This window comes from Pseudoxanthobacter sp. M-2 (assembly GCF_046156265.1).
In the GTDB taxonomy this organism is placed as follows: Bacteria; Pseudomonadota; Alphaproteobacteria; order Rhizobiales; family Segnochrobactraceae; genus CAMDHY01.
In genome coordinates, this window is sequence record NZ_JAWDIR010000045.1 from 38,099 (window position 1) to 53,645 (window position 15,547).

The window sequence follows — 15,547 nt, forward strand, 5'->3', positions numbered from 1 at the left end:
GGCCATGCCCGAGGCCCGCGATCCCCGCTACCGCCTGACCGCCGTCGTCCTCGACGAGGCCTCGATCGCGCGCTCGACGCCGGACGTCGAGCACGAGCGCATCGCGGCGATCTGGGACCTCGTCGAGGACGCCGACTTCCGCCCGTCCGGTCATGCGGGCGGGCCCTACAAGCTGTCGATCGGCCTCCTCGACAAGAAGCTGATGCTGGAGATCACCGACGCGGGGGGCGCGCCGGTGGCGGCCCACATCCTGTCGCTCAATCCGCTGCGCAAGATCGTCAAGGACTACTTCCTGATCTGCGAGAGCTACTACCAGGCGATCCGCACGGCGACGCCGAGCCAGATCGAGGCGATCGACATGGGCCGGCGCGGCGTCCACGACGAGGGCTCGCGGGTGCTGCGCGAGCGCCTCGACGGCAAGGTCGCCGTCGACCACGACACCGCGCGACGGCTTTTCACGCTGATCTGCGCGCTGCACTGGAAGGGCTGAGAGGCTGTCGGGCGACCCGGACGCCGCCGCCAAGGACGCCCCGGCGCGACCGGGCGCGGTGCTGTTCGTCTGCGGCCAGAACGTCGTGCGCTCGCCGATGGCCGCCGCCATCGCCCGTCACCTGTTCCCGCGCTCGATGTATGTGCGCTCGGCCGGCGTCCGGCCCGGCGACCTCGACCCGTTCACCGCCGCGGTGATGGCGGAGATCGGCCTCGACATCGGCTCGCACCGGGCGAAGACGCTCGAGGACCTCGAGGACACCAACTTCGACCTCGCGATCACGCTCGCCCCGGAGGCGCACCACCGCGTGCTGGACCTGACGCGCACCCAGGCGCTCGAGGTCGAGTACTGGCCGACGGCGGATCCCACGATCGCCACCGGCTCGCGCGAGCAGATCCTGCAGTCCTACCGGCTGGTGCGCGACCAGTTGGAGGCGCGCATCCGCAAGCGCTTCGGCCTGCCGGCGAAGGCACCGGCGGGGTAGCCGTCGTCGTTCCGTCCGATCAGCCGGCCGGCTGGCGTTCGCGGGCGACGTTGTCGCGGAAGGCAGGCACGCCGTTCGCCTCGAAGCAGAGCTGCGCGATGCGCGCGACGCCCTCGCGGATCTCGTCCTCGGTGGTGAGCGCGAAGCAGAGGCGGATGCGGTTGCGGCCGTGCTCGGCGTCGGCCGCCCACTCCTGGCCGATGTTGTATTGGATGCCCTCTTTCGCCGCCGCCGCCGCGAAGGAGCGGCCATCGACCGCCTCCGGCAGCTTCAGCCAGAGATAGATGCCGCCGTCCGGCTCGGTGAACTCGGCGGTGACGCCGAACTCCCGGCGCACCGCCTCGGCCGTGACCCTCATCTTGTGGTGGAGCCGCGCGCGGATCTCGGCGAGGTGGGCGTCGTAGTGCTCGGCGAAGTACTCCGCGACGATCATCTGGTCGAGGAGGCCGGTGCCGCCGTCGCGCTTCATCTGGACGATCTGCTGCAGCACGGCGGGATCGGCGACGACGTAGCCGAGGCGCACCGCCGGCGCGAAGGTCTTCGACAGCGTCGAGATGTAGATCACCTGATCGGGGGCGAGGGCGTAGAGCGCCGGCGGCGTCTGCCCGCCCCAGAAGACGTCGGAGTAGCAGTCGTCCTCGACGATCGGCAGGGCGTGGCGGCGGGCGAGATCGATCAGCGCGCGGCGGCGGTCGAGCGGGAGGACCGTGCCGGTGGGGTTCTGGACGGTCGGGACGGTGTAGAGGAACTTCGGCTTCACGCCTCGCGCGGCGAGCTCTTCGAGCTGCGTCTCCAGCGCGTCGACGCGGATGCCCTGTTCGTCCATGGCGACCGGCACGAGTTCCGCCCCCTCGCGGCGCATCCGGGTGATGGCGCCGTGGTAGGTGAATTCCTCGACGAGCACGACGTCGCCGGGGGTCAGGAACAGCCAGTCGACGAGGTCGATCGCCTGGCCGGAGCCGGAGGTGACGAGGATGCGCTCGATGCCGACGTCGATGCCGCGGGTCTTACGCATCATCTCGGCCAGCACCCGGCGGAGACCCTCGTACCCGAGCGCGCGGGGGCCGCTGAAGTAGCGGGCGAGCGCCGTGCCCTCGCGCCGGATGACGCGCTCGGCGGCGGCGGCGAGCTTCTCGCAGGGGATGAGCTCGGGGGCATTGTGGCCGGAGTTCATCAGGATGCGCGGCTTCGTCGGCGCCGGCGGCGGGATGGCGGGGAGGCCAGCGCGGAAGAGGTGCTTGTAGGCGAAGTCCGTCATTGGGTGTCCCCGTCCGCCGCAGGCGCGTCGGGCGCGACGCTAGCCGTGGCGACCGGCATTCAGAAGCGGCTTCGATGGAACCGAGTGTTCCATCGTCGCAACGATGCGGGACCGCCGGCGCGGCTCATCAGCCCTCCGCGCGCCAGTCCGGCTCGAAGACGAACAGGCGTCGGAAGACGAACCTGGCAGAGCCGCACCGGACCGAGGCGAAGCTGGCCGACGCTAGCCTGCGTCCGCCGCTCAGCCTCGGGCCGCGCCATCGCCGCTGCCCGCCGCGCCGCGCTTCCGGGCGACACCTTCCGCCATGATCGTCACGACGTCGTGCATCATCGCGCTGATGTGCAGCGCCGTGACCTGCGACGGGTCGAGGTGGGGGACGAAGCAGACGACGTCGCCGCCGATGACGTCCATGCCGCGAAAGCCGCGCAGCAGGTGGAGCATCTCGCGGATGGTGAGGCCGCCCGCCTCTGGATCGGCCACCGCCGGCGCGTCGGAGAGCGACAGCACGTCGAGGTCGATGGTCACGAACACCGGACCGTCGCCGATGATGCGGCGGATCTCGGCGAGGGCGGCCGGGATGCCGATCTCCTCGATCTCGCGCAGCGACAGGAGCCGGTAGCCGGCGTCACGCGACCAGTCGTCCATCTGCGGGTGGACCATCGGGCCGTTGAGGCCGACATGCACCGTGCGGGACGGCTCGATCAGGCCTTCCTCGCAGGCGAGGCGGAAGCCGTTGCCGGCATGGCAGCGGACGCCGGCGGAGTCGCCGTAGCTGTCGGTGTGGGAATCGAAGTGGATGAGCCCGACCGGGGCCTTGCGCCGCGAGTTCGATCCGGCGATCGCCCGCAGCACCGGCAGCGTGCAGGCGTGGTCGCCGCCGACGGTGAACGGGATCGCACCGGCGGCGTCGAGGCGGGCATAGAAGGCTTCGATGTCGATCACCGCCCGGTCGGCGATCGTCGGCGTCGGGATCGGCACGTCGCCGAAATCGCAGATGCGCGCGAGCTCGAAGGGATTGATGCCGAACTCGCGGTGGCCGCGGTGATAGGCCTGCGAGCGGTGGCGGACGGCGCGCGGGGCGAGATACTGGGTGCGCTCGATCGGATTGACGGCGAGCGGCAGGCCGACGAGGGCGATGTCGGCCTTGGCGAAGTCGGTCTCGATCGGGCATCCGAGCAGCTTCGGGAAGCCGTTCCAGTAGAAATAGCTCTCGAGCAGCTGTCCCGCCTGCTCGGCACTCGGATCGAAGCTCATGGCGGCGCCGCCTCCCGATACGGACGGAGGGCGGCCCAGCTGGCGCCCGCTCCCCCGGCGGGCCGCATGCCAGCAGGGCGGGGCGTTGGCCATCCCCACGCATGGGGGGTTTGGTCAGCGCGCCTGAAGGACGCCGATCGCGAACACCGTTGCAGCGTGGCGGTTCTCCTGGCCGAGCTTGGCGAGGATGGCGGCGACGTGGTCCTGCACCGTGCCGAGCCGCACGCCGAGGATCGCGGCGATCTCCCGGTTCTGCTTGCCCTCGGTCATCCAGAACAGCACCTCGCTCTCGCGCGGGGTGAGACCGAGGCCCTGCAGGCGGCGCTCTGCGTCGCCCTGGCGGCGGTCGCCCCAGGGGTCGTCGTGGCGCTCGAAGGCGAGCCGGACGTGCGGCGCGAAGGCGTCGAGGAGCTCGCAGTCGTGCAGGCTGAAATCGGGGTCGCGCCGGTTGAAGGAGAGCGCCACGATTGTCTCGTCGTCGACGGCGATCGGCAAGGCGAGGCAGTAGCGCAGGTCCTGGCGGGCGAGGCAGTGGCGGTAGTAGGCCGACTGCGTCCAGTCGGCGAGGTCGACGACGTCCGAGACGCGGCGGGCGCGCGGATCACTCGTCTGGCTGTAGTAGGGGACAAGCGGGAACTCGTCGGAGTGGCTCGTGTAGTAGGCCACTTCCTCGGCGGTGAACGGCTCGGGCGGGCTCGTCTCGGTGATGATGCGGCCCCGGGCGCGGTCGAAGACCTGGAAGACCGTGACGTCGGCTTCGATCAGGCGCCGCATGCCGGCGACGACCGAGGCGGCGAAGTCGCCCCGCGTCCTCGCGGCGTTGATCCGCAGGACCGCCTCGAAGAGCTCCTGCCACGTCCGAGGCTCGATCAGCATCGGCGATGCGTTCCTCACGGCGCCACCCGCCGCCGACGGTCAGCCTAGCCGCCGGGCGCCGCGGACTCCACCCGCGCCGCCCGCGTGCCTCGGCGCTGCCGTCAGATCTCGAAGCCGTCCTGGCGGGCGAGGTCGACGAGCTTTGCCTGCGGGCGCGGGCCGACGTGGCCGATGCACTCGGCTGCCGCGATGCCACCGAGGCGGGCGCAGTCGGGAAGCTCCAGGCCGCGGGCGAGGCCGGTGAGGAAGCCCGAGGCGAACAGGTCGCCGGCGCCGGTGAGGTCGACGACCTTGTCGACCGGATGGGCGCGGACGTGGTGCGTCTCCTCGCGGGTGACGGCCATCGAGCCGGCGGCGCCGAGCGTGACGATCGCGAGCCCGGCGTCCTCGCGGACGGCCGCGATCGCAGTGTCGAGGTCAGACGTCTCGTAGAGCGCCTTCAACTCGTGCTCGTTGGCAAACAGCGTGTCGACGGTGCCGGTGCGCAGCAGCGACAGGAATTCCGGCCGCCAGCGGTCGACGCAGAAGGAGTCCGACAGGGTGATGGCGACGCGGCGGCCGGCCGCGTGGGCGACGTCGGACGCGCGCCGGAACGCCTCCTTGGCGGCCGGCGGATCCCACAGGTAGCCCTCGAGGTAGGTGATCGCCGAGGCCTCGACGGTGGCCGGGTCGACGTCTGAGGGCCGGAGCTCCTGGCAAGCGCCGAGATAGGTGTTCATCGTGCGCTCGCCGTCCGGCGTGATCAGGATGATCGAGCGGGCCGTGGGAGCGCCGTCCTTCAGGGGCGGGGTGGCGAAGTGGATGCCGGCGCCGCGCATGTCGTGGCCGTAGGCGTCACCGGGCTCGTCCGCCGCCACCTTGCCGACGAAGGCGGCACGACCGCCGAGCGAGGCGACGCCGGAGGCGGTGTTGCCGGCGCAGCCGCCGGGGATGCGCACCGCCGCGCCGATCCTGTCGTAGAGGCGCACCGCTTCCTCCGCATCGACGAGCCGCATCGAGCCCTTCGTCAGGCCTTCGGCGACGAGGAAGTCCTCCTCGACCGTGGCGAGCACGTCGAAGATGGCGTTGCCGATGCAGAGCACGTCGAAGCGGGTGTCGGTCATGGAAGCGGAATCCGGGCGGCTGGCGGTGGGAGAGTGCGCGAACGGCGCCGCAGTGGCGCCGTTGCCGGGTGTGGCAGGCTGTCGGCCCAGGTCTTACGCGGCCGTCCAGCCGCCGTCGATGGGCAGGATGGCGCCGGTGATCTGGGCCGCCTCGTCGGAGGCGAGGAAGCAGGCGAAGGCCGCGACCTGCTCGACGGTGACGAACTCCTTCGTCGGCTGGGCGGCGAGCATGACGTCCTTCTTCACCTGCTCGGCCGTCATGCCGCGTGCCTTCATCGTGTCGGGGATCTGGCTCTCGACGAGCGGCGTCCAGACATAGCCCGGGCAGATGGCGTTGACGGTGATGCCGGACTGCGCCGTCTCCAGCGCCACGGTCTTCGTCAGGCCGGCGATGCCGTGCTTGGCGGCGACGTAGGCCGCCTTGTAGGGCGAGGCGACGAGGGCGTGGGCGGAGGCAGTCGAGATGATGCGGCCCCACTTGCGCGCCTTCATCCCCGGCACCGCCGCGCGGATGGCGTGGAAGGCGGCCGACAGGTTGATGGCGATGATCTGGTCCCACTTTTCCAGCGGGAACTCCTCGACCGGCGCGACGAACTGGATGCCAGCATTGTTGACGAGCACGTCGACCGAGCCGAAGCGCTTCTCGGCGTCGGCGATCATCTGGGCGATCTCGGCCGGCTTCGTCATGTCGGCGCCGGAATAGGCGGCCTGCACGCCGAAATCGGCGGTGATCCGGGCCCGCTCCGCCTCGATCGCCGCGGCGTCGCCGAAGCCGTTGATCGTCACGTTCAGGCCCTTCGCCGCGAAGGCGCGCGCGATCGCGAGCCCGATGCCGGAGGTCGATCCCGTCACGACGGCGTTCTTGCCCTTCAGCATGTCGTCTCTCCAGTGGTTGCGAGCACCGCTTTTAGACGGTTGCTGCGCTGCGAACCAGTGACCGCTGCGCTGCAGCGACGCGGCGCCTGCGGGCGTGCTATCGTCGGCCCATGATGCGCGAACGACAGGCCGGGGCGCCCCGGCCCCATGATCATCACCACGACCATCCCGCCGCGGCCGACACGGTGGGCACGATGTTCCCGCCTGCCGGCCACGACCACGACGCGTGCGCCGTCGATACCCTGGCGCGCGCCGAGGCGACCTGCCGGGCGCAGGGGCTGACGCTGTCGCCCGGACGCCGCCGCGTGCTGGAGGCACTCGCCCGCAGCCACGCCCCCGTCGGCGCCTACGACCTCATCGAGCAGCTCGCCGCGGAAGGGCCGCGCCCGGCGCCGATCACCGTCTACCGTGCGCTGTCCTTCCTCACCGAGAACGGGCTCGCCCACCGCATCGAGCGGCTGAACGCCTTCGTCGCCTGTGCCGGCCACCACGACGCGGCCCGGCCGCTCGTGTTCCTCATCTGCGACCGCTGTGGCCAGGTCGGCGAGGTCGCCGCCGACGAGGTCGGCATCGACCTCGAGCGCACCTGCGCGCCGGCCGGCTTCCGCCCGCGCTCGGCGGCCCTCGAGATTCTCGGCGTCTGCCGGCACTGCGCCAACACCCCCGAGCCGTCCCACGCCGACTGAGGCGCCCTCTCCGTCCAGCCCCTCCCCGCCTCCTCGCGTCCGGATCACCCATGCCCACCACCGCCCTGCGGCCTGCCCGCAGCTTCGACGCGTCGGTGATCGCGCTGCTCGTGATGCTGTGCGCCAGCTGGGGGCTGCAGCAGGCGGGCATCAAGATCGCGATGGCGGAGATCCCGCCGATGACGCAGATGGCGATCCGCTCGTCCGGCGGCGCGCTCCTGATGCTCGCCTACGCCTTCGCGCGCGGCGTGCCGGTGTTCCGCGCCGACGGCACCATCCTCTACGGCCTCGGCATCGGACTGCTGTTCGGCGCCGAGTTCGTGCTGATCTATCTCGGCCTGTCGTGGACGGCGGCGAGCCGCTCCGTCGTCTTCCTCTACACCGCGCCCTTCTTCGTCGCGCTCGGCGCCGTCTGGCTCCTGCCGGGCGAACGGCTCCGGCGCGGGCAGTGGCTGGGGCTCGCCTTGTCGTTCATCGGCGTCGTGGTGGCGCTCGGCGTGCCGGTGCCGGGCGCGAGCGGGGCGAGCCTCGTCGGCGACCTGTTCTGCCTCGCCGGCGGCGCGCTGTGGGGGGCGACGACCCTGATGATCCGCGCCACCCGCCTGCGCTACGCCCCGCCGGAGAAGGTGATCCTCTACCAGCTGGTCGTCTCCGCCGCGATGGCGTGGGTGACGGCGGCACTGCTGGGGGAAGAGATCGCCGGGCCCGTGTCATTCGAGGCGATCAGCTGGATGACCTACCAGACGGTGTGGATCGCCTTCGTCACCTTCGTCTTCTGGTTCCGCCTCGTCAGCCGACATCCCGCCGGGCCGCTGCAGGCGGCGACCGCGATGACGCCGCTGTTCGGCGTCGCCTTCGGCGTCGTCCTCATCGGCGAGCCCCTGACGTGGTCGCTGGCGCTTGCTGCCGTCCTCGTCGTGGTGGGGCTGATGTTCGTCAACGCCCGCGTCAAGCGCGCTTGACGCCAGCCGGGTTGACGCCCTTGGGTTGACGCCGCCCGGCCCCTCTGGCACGCCTTCGAGAGGGGACGCCGGACCGAGGCCGATGACAGCTCACACGCCCGTCGCAGACTTCGCCGCATCCGTCGAGGCCCGCCCGACCGTGGCCGGCCCGGCACTACGCCGCGAGAGCGTCGCCGTCGATGTCGGCGGCGTCATGGTCGGCGGCGGCGCGCCGATCGTCGTGCAGTCGATGACGAACACCGACACCGCCGACATCGAGGCGACCGTCCGCCAGGTGGCGGCACTCGCCCGCGCCGGCTCGGAGATCGTCCGCATCACCGTCGACCGGCCGGAAGCGGCCGCCGCCGTGCCGGTAATCCGCGACCGGCTCGCCCGCATGGGGCTGCCGGTGCCGCTCGTCGGCGACTTCCACTATGTCGGCCACAAGCTCCTCGCCGATTACCCGGCCTGCGCCGAGGCGCTCGCGAAGTACCGCATCAATCCCGGCAATGTCGGCTTCCGCGAGAAGCGCGACCGTCAGTTCGGCGCAATCGTCGAGCTCGCCGCGAAGCTCGACAAGGCGGTCCGCATCGGCGTCAACTGGGGCTCGCTCGACCAGGAGCTGCTCACCCTTCTGATGGACGAGAACGCTGCTTCGCCGACGCCCCTGCCGGCGCCTGCGATGCTGCGCGAGGCGATCGTGCGCTCGGCGATTTTGTCGGCGCAGCGCGCCGAGGAGATCGGTCTGCCGGCCAGCCGCATCATCCTGTCGGCGAAGGTGAGCCAGGTGCAGGAGCTGATCGCGGTCTATCGCGAGCTCGCCCGCCGCGGCCCCTATGCGCTCCACCTCGGCCTCACCGAGGCCGGCATGGGTTCGAAGGGCATCGTCGCCTCCTCTGCCGCCCTCGGGGTGCTGCTGCAGGAGGGTATCGGCGACACCATCCGCATCTCGCTGACGCCCGAGCCGAACGGCGACCGCACGCTCGAGGTGAAGGTCGCCCAAGAGCTCCTGCAGACGATGGGCTTCCGCGCCTTCGTGCCGGTGGTCTCCGCCTGCCCGGGCTGCGGACGGACGACCTCGACGGTGTTCCAGGAGCTCGCCAAGGAGATCGAGGCCCACCTCACCGAACGGATGCCGGTGTGGCGGGAGACCTATCCGGGCGTCGAGACGATGAAGGTCGCGGTGATGGGCTGCATCGTCAACGGCCCGGGCGAGTCGAAGCACGCCGACATCGGCATCTCGCTGCCCGGTACCGGCGAGACGCCGACCGCGCCGGTGTTCATCGACGGCGCCAAGGCGGCGACGCTGCGCGGGCCAACGATCGCCGCCGAGTTCAAGGCGATGGTCGAGACCTACGTCGAGCGCCGCTTCGGCGCCGCCCGTCCGAGCTGAGGCTCGCCGAGCAGCCGGTCGAGCAGGCGCTCGGCGGCCCGGCTCACCGTCTCGAGCACGGCCTTAAACTCCGCCGGGCCGTCGTAGTAGGGATCCGGCACGGCCTTCGCCCGCCCCTCCGCCACCTCCAGCAGCAGCCCGACGTGGGCCGTCGCGTGGTCCGGCGCCGCGGCGTCGAGGGCGGTGAGGTTCGCCCCGTCCATCGCCAGGATCCAGTCGAAGGCGACGAAGTCGCCGGGGCGCACCGGCCGCGAACGTTGGCCGGAGATGTCGAGGCCGCGCGCCGCAGCGGTGGCGATGGCGCGTCGATCGGGCTGATCGCCCTCGTGGAAGTCGGAGATGCCGGCGGAATCGATCCGGAAGCGGTGCTCGAGCCCGCGAGCGGCGACGGCGTGCCGGAAGGCGCCTTCCGCCAGCGGCGACCGGCAGATGTTGCCGAGGCAGACGAACAGGACGCCGATGCGATCCTCGCCCTCTTCTGGCGCCGGGAACGGCCCCTCGGCTCGCGGTTCGGGATCGCTTCGGCTCATGGCGGTCGTCTCCCGCGGGCGGCTGAGGGCGTGAGGCCTCTGGTAGCACCCGGCTGCGAAGGCGCCAACGCCGCGGGGCGCGCGAAGACGGCCCCATCCGACGCGGATCTGACCCGTCCTCTTGCAGCGCCGTGGCACCGGGGCCATCTGCGATCTGAACCAATGCCGGCTCGCCGCGTTGTCCGCCGGTCAAGGAGAGACCACCGCCATGCCCCGCCCGTCCGCCTCCGCCACCTATCCCGGTGACGATTTCGACGCCGACACCGCCTATGGCGGCTTCGCGCACGAGGCGCGCGCCGAGGGCAACGAACGGCGTGTCCGCCGCGGCTTCTGGCCGACGATGAAGCGGGCGGCGAGCCACGTGCCCTTCGCCGACGAGCTCGTCGCCGCCTACTACTGTGCGCTAGACCGCCGGACGCCGCTACGCGTGCGGGCGATGCTGCTCGGGGCGCTTGCCTATTTCGTCATGCCGGTCGACATGGTTCCCGACATCCTCGCCGGCATCGGCTTCACCGACGACGTCACCGTCCTCCTCGGTGTCCTCGGTGTGGTGCGCGCCCACATCACCGACGAGCACCGCACCGCCGCGCGCCAGGCGCTCGACAGCGCACGCTGAACCCGGCCGGCCAGAGAAACCGCCGGTGCTGCCGGAAAAATAAAATCGGCCCTCGGGAACCTTTCGCTTGCCGCGCGGTTCTCAGGACGGGAAGACGATGCGCCGCGCTGGGATGCCGGGTGACCGGACGTCCGGCGCGGATCGACGTGTTGTCACGCCCTTCTCCACGGACTCCCTCCTGTTGCCACGCACCGTCACCTACACACCGCACTGGTACACCGGTCAGCCGCTGCTGATCCTGGCCGGATTCCTGGTGCTCGCCGCCATCGGCGCCACCTCGGCCTGGCTCGTCTTCAAGTCGCAGGAGGACGCCGCGGCGGTCGCGGCCAGCGTGCAGGTCCAATACGACCTGACCACCCAGCAGGCGCGCATCCGCCGGGTCGAGAGCTTTCAACGCGGCTACGTCCTCACCGGTGAGCAGCGCATGCTCGAAGAGTACGAGCAGGCGGCCGCGCTGGTGCCACCGGCGACGCAACGCTTGCGCGAGGTACTCGCCGACGATCCCGAACAGTCCGCCCGGCTCGAGGCGCTCGTTCCGATCATCGATGAGAAGCTCGCCGAACTCGCCGAGACGGTCGCCCTCGTGGCCGCAGGCGACGCCGCCGGTGCGCTGGCGACGGTTCGCAGCGGTCGGGGCGAAAGCCTGATGGAGCAGATCGCCGACGGCTTCGAGGCAATGCGCGAGATCGAACGGCGCGATTCCGCCGAGCGGTCGAGCGCTGCCCGGCTCTCCAGCCTCGCGCTCATCGTGGTGACGGTGGCCGGCATCCTCATCATCCTCGGCGTCGCCGCCTTCGCGCTCTATCTCGTCGGCAAGGCGACGCGAGAGCTCGCCGAGGCCCACGCGGCACTGGCGTCGGCGAATGTCGATCTCGAGGCCCGCGTCGCCGAGCGCACGTCCGACCTCAGTGAGGCGAACCTCGAGATCCAGCGCTTCGCCTACATCGTCAGCCACGACCTCAGGGCACCGCTCGTCAACATCATGGGCTTCACGAGCGAGCTCGAGGCGTTGCGGTCCGATGCCTTTACGCGCCTGCAGGAGCTGCGCGCCAAGGCGGGCGAGGAAGAGGGCGAGGACGGCGAGCTCGCCTCGGACTTCGACGAGGCGCTGCGCTTCATCAAGTCGTCGATCGACAAGATGGACCGGCTCATCAACGCCATCCTGCGGCTGTCGCGCGAGGGCCGTCGCGAGTTCCGCCCGGAAGTGATCGACGCCAAGGCGGTCGCCGAGGGCATCGGCGCCTCGTTCGCCCATCGCCTGCAGGAGATCGACGCGTCGCTGGTGATCGGCACGCTGCCCTCGCTCGAGACGGACCGGCTGGCGCTCGAACAGGTCTTCACCAATCTGATCGATAATGCCATCAAGTACCGGCGACGTGACGTGCCGGCCCGAGTCGAGATCAGCGGCCGGTTCGATGGCCGCTCGGTCGTCTACGAGGTGAGCGACAACGGCCGCGGCATCGACGCGCGCGACCTCGAACGGGTGTTCGAGCTCTTCCGGCGCGCGGGTGCGCAGGACCAGCCCGGCGAGGGCATCGGTCTCGCCCACGTGAAGACACTCGTGCGGCGCCTCGGCGGCGCCATCACGGTGCGATCAGAATTGAATAAGGGAACGACCTTTACGGTGCGCCTGCCACGGCGCTGGCTGGCGCCCACCCAGGAACGACTGCAGGAGGAACCGGGATGACCGTTCCCGTCACCATCGTCATGATCGAGGACGACGAGGGCCACGCGCGCCTCATCGAGAAGAACATCCGGCGCGCCGGCGTCAACAATGAGATCGTGCCGTTTCGCGACGGTACCGGCGCCATCAACTACCTGTTCGGCGCCGACGGCACCGCGCTGGTCAACCGCGGCAAGCCGCTTCTGATCCTGCTCGACCTCAACCTGCCGGACATGACCGGCATCGACATCCTGAAGCGGGTCAAGGAGAACGAACACCTGAAGCGCATCCCGGTGGTCGTCCTCACCACCACCGACGACAAGCGTGAGATCCAGCGCTGCTACGATCTCGGCTGCAACGTCTACGTGACGAAACCGGTCAACTACGAGAATTTCGCCAATGCCATCCGGCAGCTCGGCCTGTTCTTCGCGGTGATCCAGGTCCCCGAGGCGGAGTGATGGCCGAACGGGCGGTGCGCGTCCTCTATATCGACGACGACGCCGGCCTGGCGCGGCTCGTGCAGAAGCACCTTCAGCGACGCGGCTACCACGTCGAGACCGCCCCCGATGGCGATGCGGGGCTCGCCCGCATCGCGGCGGGCGGTGTCGACGTCGTCGCCCTCGACCACTACATGCCCGGCCGCGACGGGCTATCGACCCTCGCCGCCATCCGCGGGATGACCGATCCGCCGCCCGTCGTCTACGTCACCGGCACCCAGGAGGGCAGCGTCGCCGTCGCGGCCCTGAAGGCCGGCGCCGTCGACTATGTCGTCAAGGACGTGCAGGGGGAGTTCCTCGAACTCCTGCAGGCCGCCATCGACGGCGCTTTGGAGACGGTGCGCGTCCGCCGCGAGCGCGATGCCGCCGAGGCCGAGCTGCGCGCCTCGCGCGACCGCTTCGAGGCGCTCGCCACCGAGCGGGCGGTGCTCCTCAACGAGGTCAACCACCGCGTCGGCAACAGCCTGCAGCTGATCGCCGCCCTGCTGCAGCTGCAGTCGACCGCCGCCAGCAACCAGGAAATCCGCGACGCACTGTCGGAGGCGCGCAACCGCGTCATCGCGGTCGCGCAGGTGCACCGGCGCCTCTATGCCTCCGGCCAGGTCCACACGGTGGGTGTCGACCAGTATCTCGGCTCGCTCGTCTCCGACATCCGCCTCGCCGGCCACGCCGAGCGCTCGGCTGCGATGATTTCGGTCGAGGCCGAGCCGATCGAGATCGAGCCAGACCGCGCCGTCGCCCTCGGCGTCGTCGTCACCGAACTCATCCTCAACGCCCAGAAATACGCCTATCCCGACGGCAGCGGGCCGGTCCGGGTGCGCTTCGGCTGCCGCGAGAGCCGCGAGTGCGACCTCATCGTCGAGGACGACGGCGTCGGCTTCGATGCCGGCGGCGCGCCGCGCTCCACCGGCCTCGGCCGGCGCATCGTCGCGGCGATGGCCGCCAAGCTCGGCGGCGAGATCGTCTTCGACCCCGTCGAGCGCGGCACCCGCGTCCGCCTGTCCTTCCCGCTGAAGCTCGACACCAGCGGCGCCGAGGCGATGGCGAGCTGAGGCCCGGCCGGCGCAAATGAGAACGGCGGCGCAAGGCGCCGCCGTCGTCACAACATGCAGAAGGAGGCCCGGCCTCGCAGCCGGGCCGTCTCCGCTCAGTTCTTCGTCTTGTCGACCAGCGCCTTCGCCTTGATCCACGGCATCATGTCGCGAAGCCGGGCGCCGACCTCCTCGATCGGATGGCCGGCCATGGCGGCGCGGGTCGCCTTGAACGAGGTCTGGTTGACCTTGTTCTCGAGCATCCAGTCGCGGGTGAACTTGCCGGACTGGATGTCCTTCAGCACCTTGCGCATCTCCGCCTTCGTCTCATCGGTGATGATGCGAGGGCCGGTGACGTACTCGCCGAACTCGGCGGTGTTGGAGATCGAGTAGTTCATGTTGGCGATGCCGCCCTCGTAGATGAGGTCGACGATCAGCTTCACCTCGTGCAGGCACTCGAAGTAAGCCATCTCCGGAGCATAGCCGGCCTCGACCAGCGTCTCGAAGCCGGCCTTGATGAGCTCGACGAGGCCGCCGCAGAGCACGACCTGCTCGCCGAACAGATCGGTCTCGCATTCCTCGCGGAACGTTGTCTCGATGATGCCGGCGCGGCCGCCGCCGATGGCGCTCGCATAGGACAGGCCGAGATCATGGGCGTTGCCGGAGGAATCCTGCGCGATCGCGATCAGGCAGGGCACGCCGCCGCCGCGCTGGTACTCCGAGCGCACCGTGTGGCCGGGACCCTTGGGGGCGACCATCAGCACGTCGAGGTCGGCGCGCGGCTCGATCAGGTTGAAGTGGACGTTGAGGCCGTGCGCGAAGAGCAGCGCGGCGCCCTGCTTCATGTTGGGGGCGAGGCTCTCGCGGTAGATGTCGCCCTGGAGCTCGTCGGGGGTGAGCATCATCACCACGTCGGCCCACTTGGCGGCGTCGGCGGGGCTCATCACCGGCAGACCGGCGGCCTCGGCCTTCTTGGCCGTGGGGGAGCCCGGACGCAGCGCCACCGCCACCTCCTTGACGCCCGAGTCCTTCAGGTTCAGCGCATGGGCGTGGCCCTGGCTGCCGTAGCCGACGATGGCGACCTTCTTGCCCTTGATGAGGTTCAGGTCGGCATCCCGATCGTAGTAGACGCGCATCGTTGTTCTGTCCTTGCTTGGGCGGAGTGAGAAGGCTCGGTGGGTGGAGGACCGGCGGCCGCCGGCTCGGAAGTTCACGCGCGCGTATTAAGCCGGCACGCGCCGCGAAGCAACGCGGCCCGCGCCGGGGCTGGCGCGGGCCGTCGTCTTCAAGGTCTGCGGGCTCAGAGGCCCTCGGCGCCGCGGGCTATGGCGGCGATGCCGGTGCGCGACACCTCCACCTTGCCGAGCGCCGCCATCAGGTCGATGAAGCGGTCGATCTCCTCGGTCAGGCCGGTGATCTCGAACACGAACGACTCGAGCGTCGCGTCCACCGTCTTCACCGCGAAGGCCTGCGCCAGCCGCAGCGCCTCGACGCGCGCCTCGCCGCGGCCGATCAGCTTGACGAGCGCGAGCTCGCGCTCGATCGCCGCGCCGCCGACGGTGAGGTCGGCGACCCGGTGCACGGGCACAAGGCGCGCGAGCTGGCTCTTGATCTGCTCGATCACCATCGGCGCGCCGGTGGTGACGATGGTGATGCGCGAGACGTGCTTGTCGTGCTGCGTCTCCGAGACCGTCAGGCTGTCGATATTGTAGCCGCGGCCGGAGAACAGCCCGATGACGCGGGCGAGCACACCCGGCTCGTTGTCGACGACGACGGACAGCGTGTGCTTCTCGCTCGGATCGGGGGCGCGCATCGGGTTCTTCTTCTCTTCCACCTTCATCAGCATCGG

17 protein-coding genes are annotated in these 15,547 nt (G+C 70.4%); 9 read left to right on the forward strand and 8 right to left on the reverse strand.

The genetic code is table 11. The features are described 5' to 3' along the window. Positions 1-4 precede the first annotated feature (4 nt). Positions 5-490: a UPF0262 family protein gene (locus RUR49_RS21500; RefSeq protein WP_409148494.1), complete on the forward strand. Its 486-nt coding sequence runs from the start codon at positions 5-7 to the stop codon at positions 488-490. A 58-nt stretch (positions 491-548) separates the two neighbouring features. Then, entirely contained in the window at positions 549-974 is a 426-nt protein-coding gene (locus RUR49_RS21505) for a low molecular weight phosphatase family protein (protein WP_409148495.1), read from the forward strand. Positions 975-993: 19 nt separating this feature from the next. Here RUR49_RS21505 and RUR49_RS21510 read toward each other — a convergent pair whose 3' ends face one another. The 5 genes from RUR49_RS21510 to RUR49_RS21530 all read right to left on the reverse strand — a co-directional run bounded on the left by RUR49_RS21510 (position 994) and on the right by RUR49_RS21530 (position 6,341). Then, positions 994-2,232: a PLP-dependent aminotransferase family protein gene (locus tag RUR49_RS21510; protein ID WP_409148496.1), complete on the reverse strand. Its 1,239-nt coding sequence runs from the start codon at positions 2,230-2,232 to the stop codon at positions 994-996. Between the two features lie 240 nt (positions 2,233-2,472). Further along, positions 2,473-3,486 (reverse strand): arginase family protein, encoded by a 1,014-nt coding sequence (locus tag RUR49_RS21515; RefSeq protein ID WP_409148497.1) that lies wholly within the window; start codon positions 3,484-3,486, stop codon positions 2,473-2,475. Between the two features lie 114 nt (positions 3,487-3,600). After that, entirely contained in the window at positions 3,601-4,362 is a 762-nt protein-coding gene (locus RUR49_RS21520; RefSeq protein WP_409148498.1) for a LuxR C-terminal-related transcriptional regulator, read from the reverse strand. Positions 4,363-4,463: 101 nt separating this feature from the next. Next, positions 4,464-5,465, reverse strand: a complete 1,002-nt coding sequence (locus RUR49_RS21525) for an adenosine kinase (RefSeq protein ID WP_409148499.1) — start codon at positions 5,463-5,465, stop codon at positions 4,464-4,466. A 93-nt stretch (positions 5,466-5,558) separates the two neighbouring features. Further along, positions 5,559-6,341 (reverse strand): 3-hydroxybutyrate dehydrogenase, encoded by a 783-nt coding sequence (locus RUR49_RS21530; protein ID WP_409148500.1) that lies wholly within the window; start codon positions 6,339-6,341, stop codon positions 5,559-5,561. 194 nt (positions 6,342-6,535) lie between these two features. On the opposite strand from RUR49_RS21530, the gene RUR49_RS21535 reads away from it, so the two are divergent. From RUR49_RS21535 to ispG, 3 genes are all read left to right on the forward strand, one after another. Beyond that, positions 6,536-7,027 carry a Fur family transcriptional regulator gene (locus RUR49_RS21535; protein WP_409148501.1) on the forward strand — a complete coding sequence of 164 codons (492 nt, stop codon included), beginning with the start codon at positions 6,536-6,538 and terminating at the stop codon, positions 7,025-7,027. Between the two features lie 50 nt (positions 7,028-7,077). Beyond that, positions 7,078-7,989 (forward strand): DMT family transporter, encoded by a 912-nt coding sequence (locus tag RUR49_RS21540; protein ID WP_409148502.1) that lies wholly within the window; start codon positions 7,078-7,080, stop codon positions 7,987-7,989. Positions 7,990-8,071: 82 nt separating this feature from the next. Next, complete coding sequence (gene ispG / locus RUR49_RS21545; RefSeq protein WP_409148503.1) at positions 8,072-9,361, forward strand: flavodoxin-dependent (E)-4-hydroxy-3-methylbut-2-enyl-diphosphate synthase; 1,290 nt, start codon at positions 8,072-8,074, stop codon at positions 9,359-9,361. Here ispG and RUR49_RS21550 read toward each other — a convergent pair. Next, positions 9,322-9,891 carry a low molecular weight protein-tyrosine-phosphatase gene (locus RUR49_RS21550; protein ID WP_409148504.1) on the reverse strand — a complete coding sequence of 190 codons (570 nt, stop codon included), beginning with the start codon at positions 9,889-9,891 and terminating at the stop codon, positions 9,322-9,324. The two genes, ispG and RUR49_RS21550, sit on opposite strands and share 40 nt — an antisense overlap. 208 nt (positions 9,892-10,099) lie before the next feature. Between RUR49_RS21550 and RUR49_RS21555 the strand changes: the two genes are divergently transcribed. From RUR49_RS21555 to RUR49_RS21570, 4 genes are all read left to right on the forward strand, one after another. Then, positions 10,100-10,507 (forward strand): YkvA family protein, encoded by a 408-nt coding sequence (locus RUR49_RS21555; protein WP_409148505.1) that lies wholly within the window; start codon positions 10,100-10,102, stop codon positions 10,505-10,507. 181 nt (positions 10,508-10,688) lie between these two features. Then, entirely contained in the window at positions 10,689-12,194 is a 1,506-nt protein-coding gene (locus RUR49_RS21560; RefSeq protein WP_409148506.1) for a sensor histidine kinase, read from the forward strand. After that, positions 12,191-12,628 (forward strand): response regulator, encoded by a 438-nt coding sequence (locus RUR49_RS21565; RefSeq protein WP_409148507.1) that lies wholly within the window; start codon positions 12,191-12,193, stop codon positions 12,626-12,628. Before RUR49_RS21560 ends, RUR49_RS21565 begins: the two co-directional genes overlap by 4 nt. After that, entirely contained in the window at positions 12,628-13,719 is a 1,092-nt protein-coding gene (locus RUR49_RS21570) for a sensor histidine kinase (protein WP_409148508.1), read from the forward strand. The genes RUR49_RS21565 and RUR49_RS21570 overlap by 1 nt, the downstream gene beginning before the upstream one ends. Before the next feature lie 95 nt (positions 13,720-13,814). Here the strand turns inward: RUR49_RS21570 and ilvC are convergent, their stop codons facing one another. Then, positions 13,815-14,834, reverse strand: a complete 1,020-nt coding sequence (ilvC, locus tag RUR49_RS21575; RefSeq protein ID WP_409148509.1) for a ketol-acid reductoisomerase — start codon at positions 14,832-14,834, stop codon at positions 13,815-13,817. A gap of 164 nt (positions 14,835-14,998) precedes the next feature. Beyond that, entirely contained in the window at positions 14,999-15,544 is a 546-nt protein-coding gene (gene ilvN / locus RUR49_RS21580) for an acetolactate synthase small subunit (RefSeq protein WP_409148510.1), read from the reverse strand. Between the last annotated feature and the right edge of the window lie 3 nt (positions 15,545-15,547).

Coding starts and splice junctions, on each gene's coding strand:
- RUR49_RS21500 (WP_409148494.1), top strand. CDS start 5: ATGCCCGAGGCCCGCGATCCCCGCTACCGCCTGACCGCCGTCGTCCTC.
- RUR49_RS21510 (WP_409148496.1), bottom strand. CDS start 2,232: ATGACGGACTTCGCCTACAAGCACCTCTTCCGCGCTGGCCTCCCCGCC.
- RUR49_RS21515 (WP_409148497.1), bottom strand. CDS start 3,486: ATGAGCTTCGATCCGAGTGCCGAGCAGGCGGGACAGCTGCTCGAGAGC.
- RUR49_RS21520 (WP_409148498.1), bottom strand. CDS start 4,362: ATGCTGATCGAGCCTCGGACGTGGCAGGAGCTCTTCGAGGCGGTCCTG.
- RUR49_RS21525 (WP_409148499.1), bottom strand. CDS start 5,465: ATGACCGACACCCGCTTCGACGTGCTCTGCATCGGCAACGCCATCTTC.
- RUR49_RS21530 (WP_409148500.1), bottom strand. CDS start 6,341: ATGCTGAAGGGCAAGAACGCCGTCGTGACGGGATCGACCTCCGGCATC.
- RUR49_RS21535 (WP_409148501.1), top strand. CDS start 6,536: ATGTTCCCGCCTGCCGGCCACGACCACGACGCGTGCGCCGTCGATACC.
- RUR49_RS21540 (WP_409148502.1), top strand. CDS start 7,078: ATGCCCACCACCGCCCTGCGGCCTGCCCGCAGCTTCGACGCGTCGGTG.
- ispG (WP_409148503.1), top strand. CDS start 8,072: ATGACAGCTCACACGCCCGTCGCAGACTTCGCCGCATCCGTCGAGGCC.
- RUR49_RS21550 (WP_409148504.1), bottom strand. CDS start 9,891: ATGAGCCGAAGCGATCCCGAACCGCGAGCCGAGGGGCCGTTCCCGGCG.
- RUR49_RS21555 (WP_409148505.1), top strand. CDS start 10,100: ATGCCCCGCCCGTCCGCCTCCGCCACCTATCCCGGTGACGATTTCGAC.
- RUR49_RS21565 (WP_409148507.1), top strand. CDS start 12,191: ATGACCGTTCCCGTCACCATCGTCATGATCGAGGACGACGAGGGCCAC.
- RUR49_RS21570 (WP_409148508.1), top strand. CDS start 12,628: ATGGCCGAACGGGCGGTGCGCGTCCTCTATATCGACGACGACGCCGGC.
- ilvC (WP_409148509.1), bottom strand. CDS start 14,834: ATGCGCGTCTACTACGATCGGGATGCCGACCTGAACCTCATCAAGGGC.
- ilvN (WP_409148510.1), bottom strand. CDS start 15,544: ATGCTGATGAAGGTGGAAGAGAAGAAGAACCCGATGCGCGCCCCCGAT.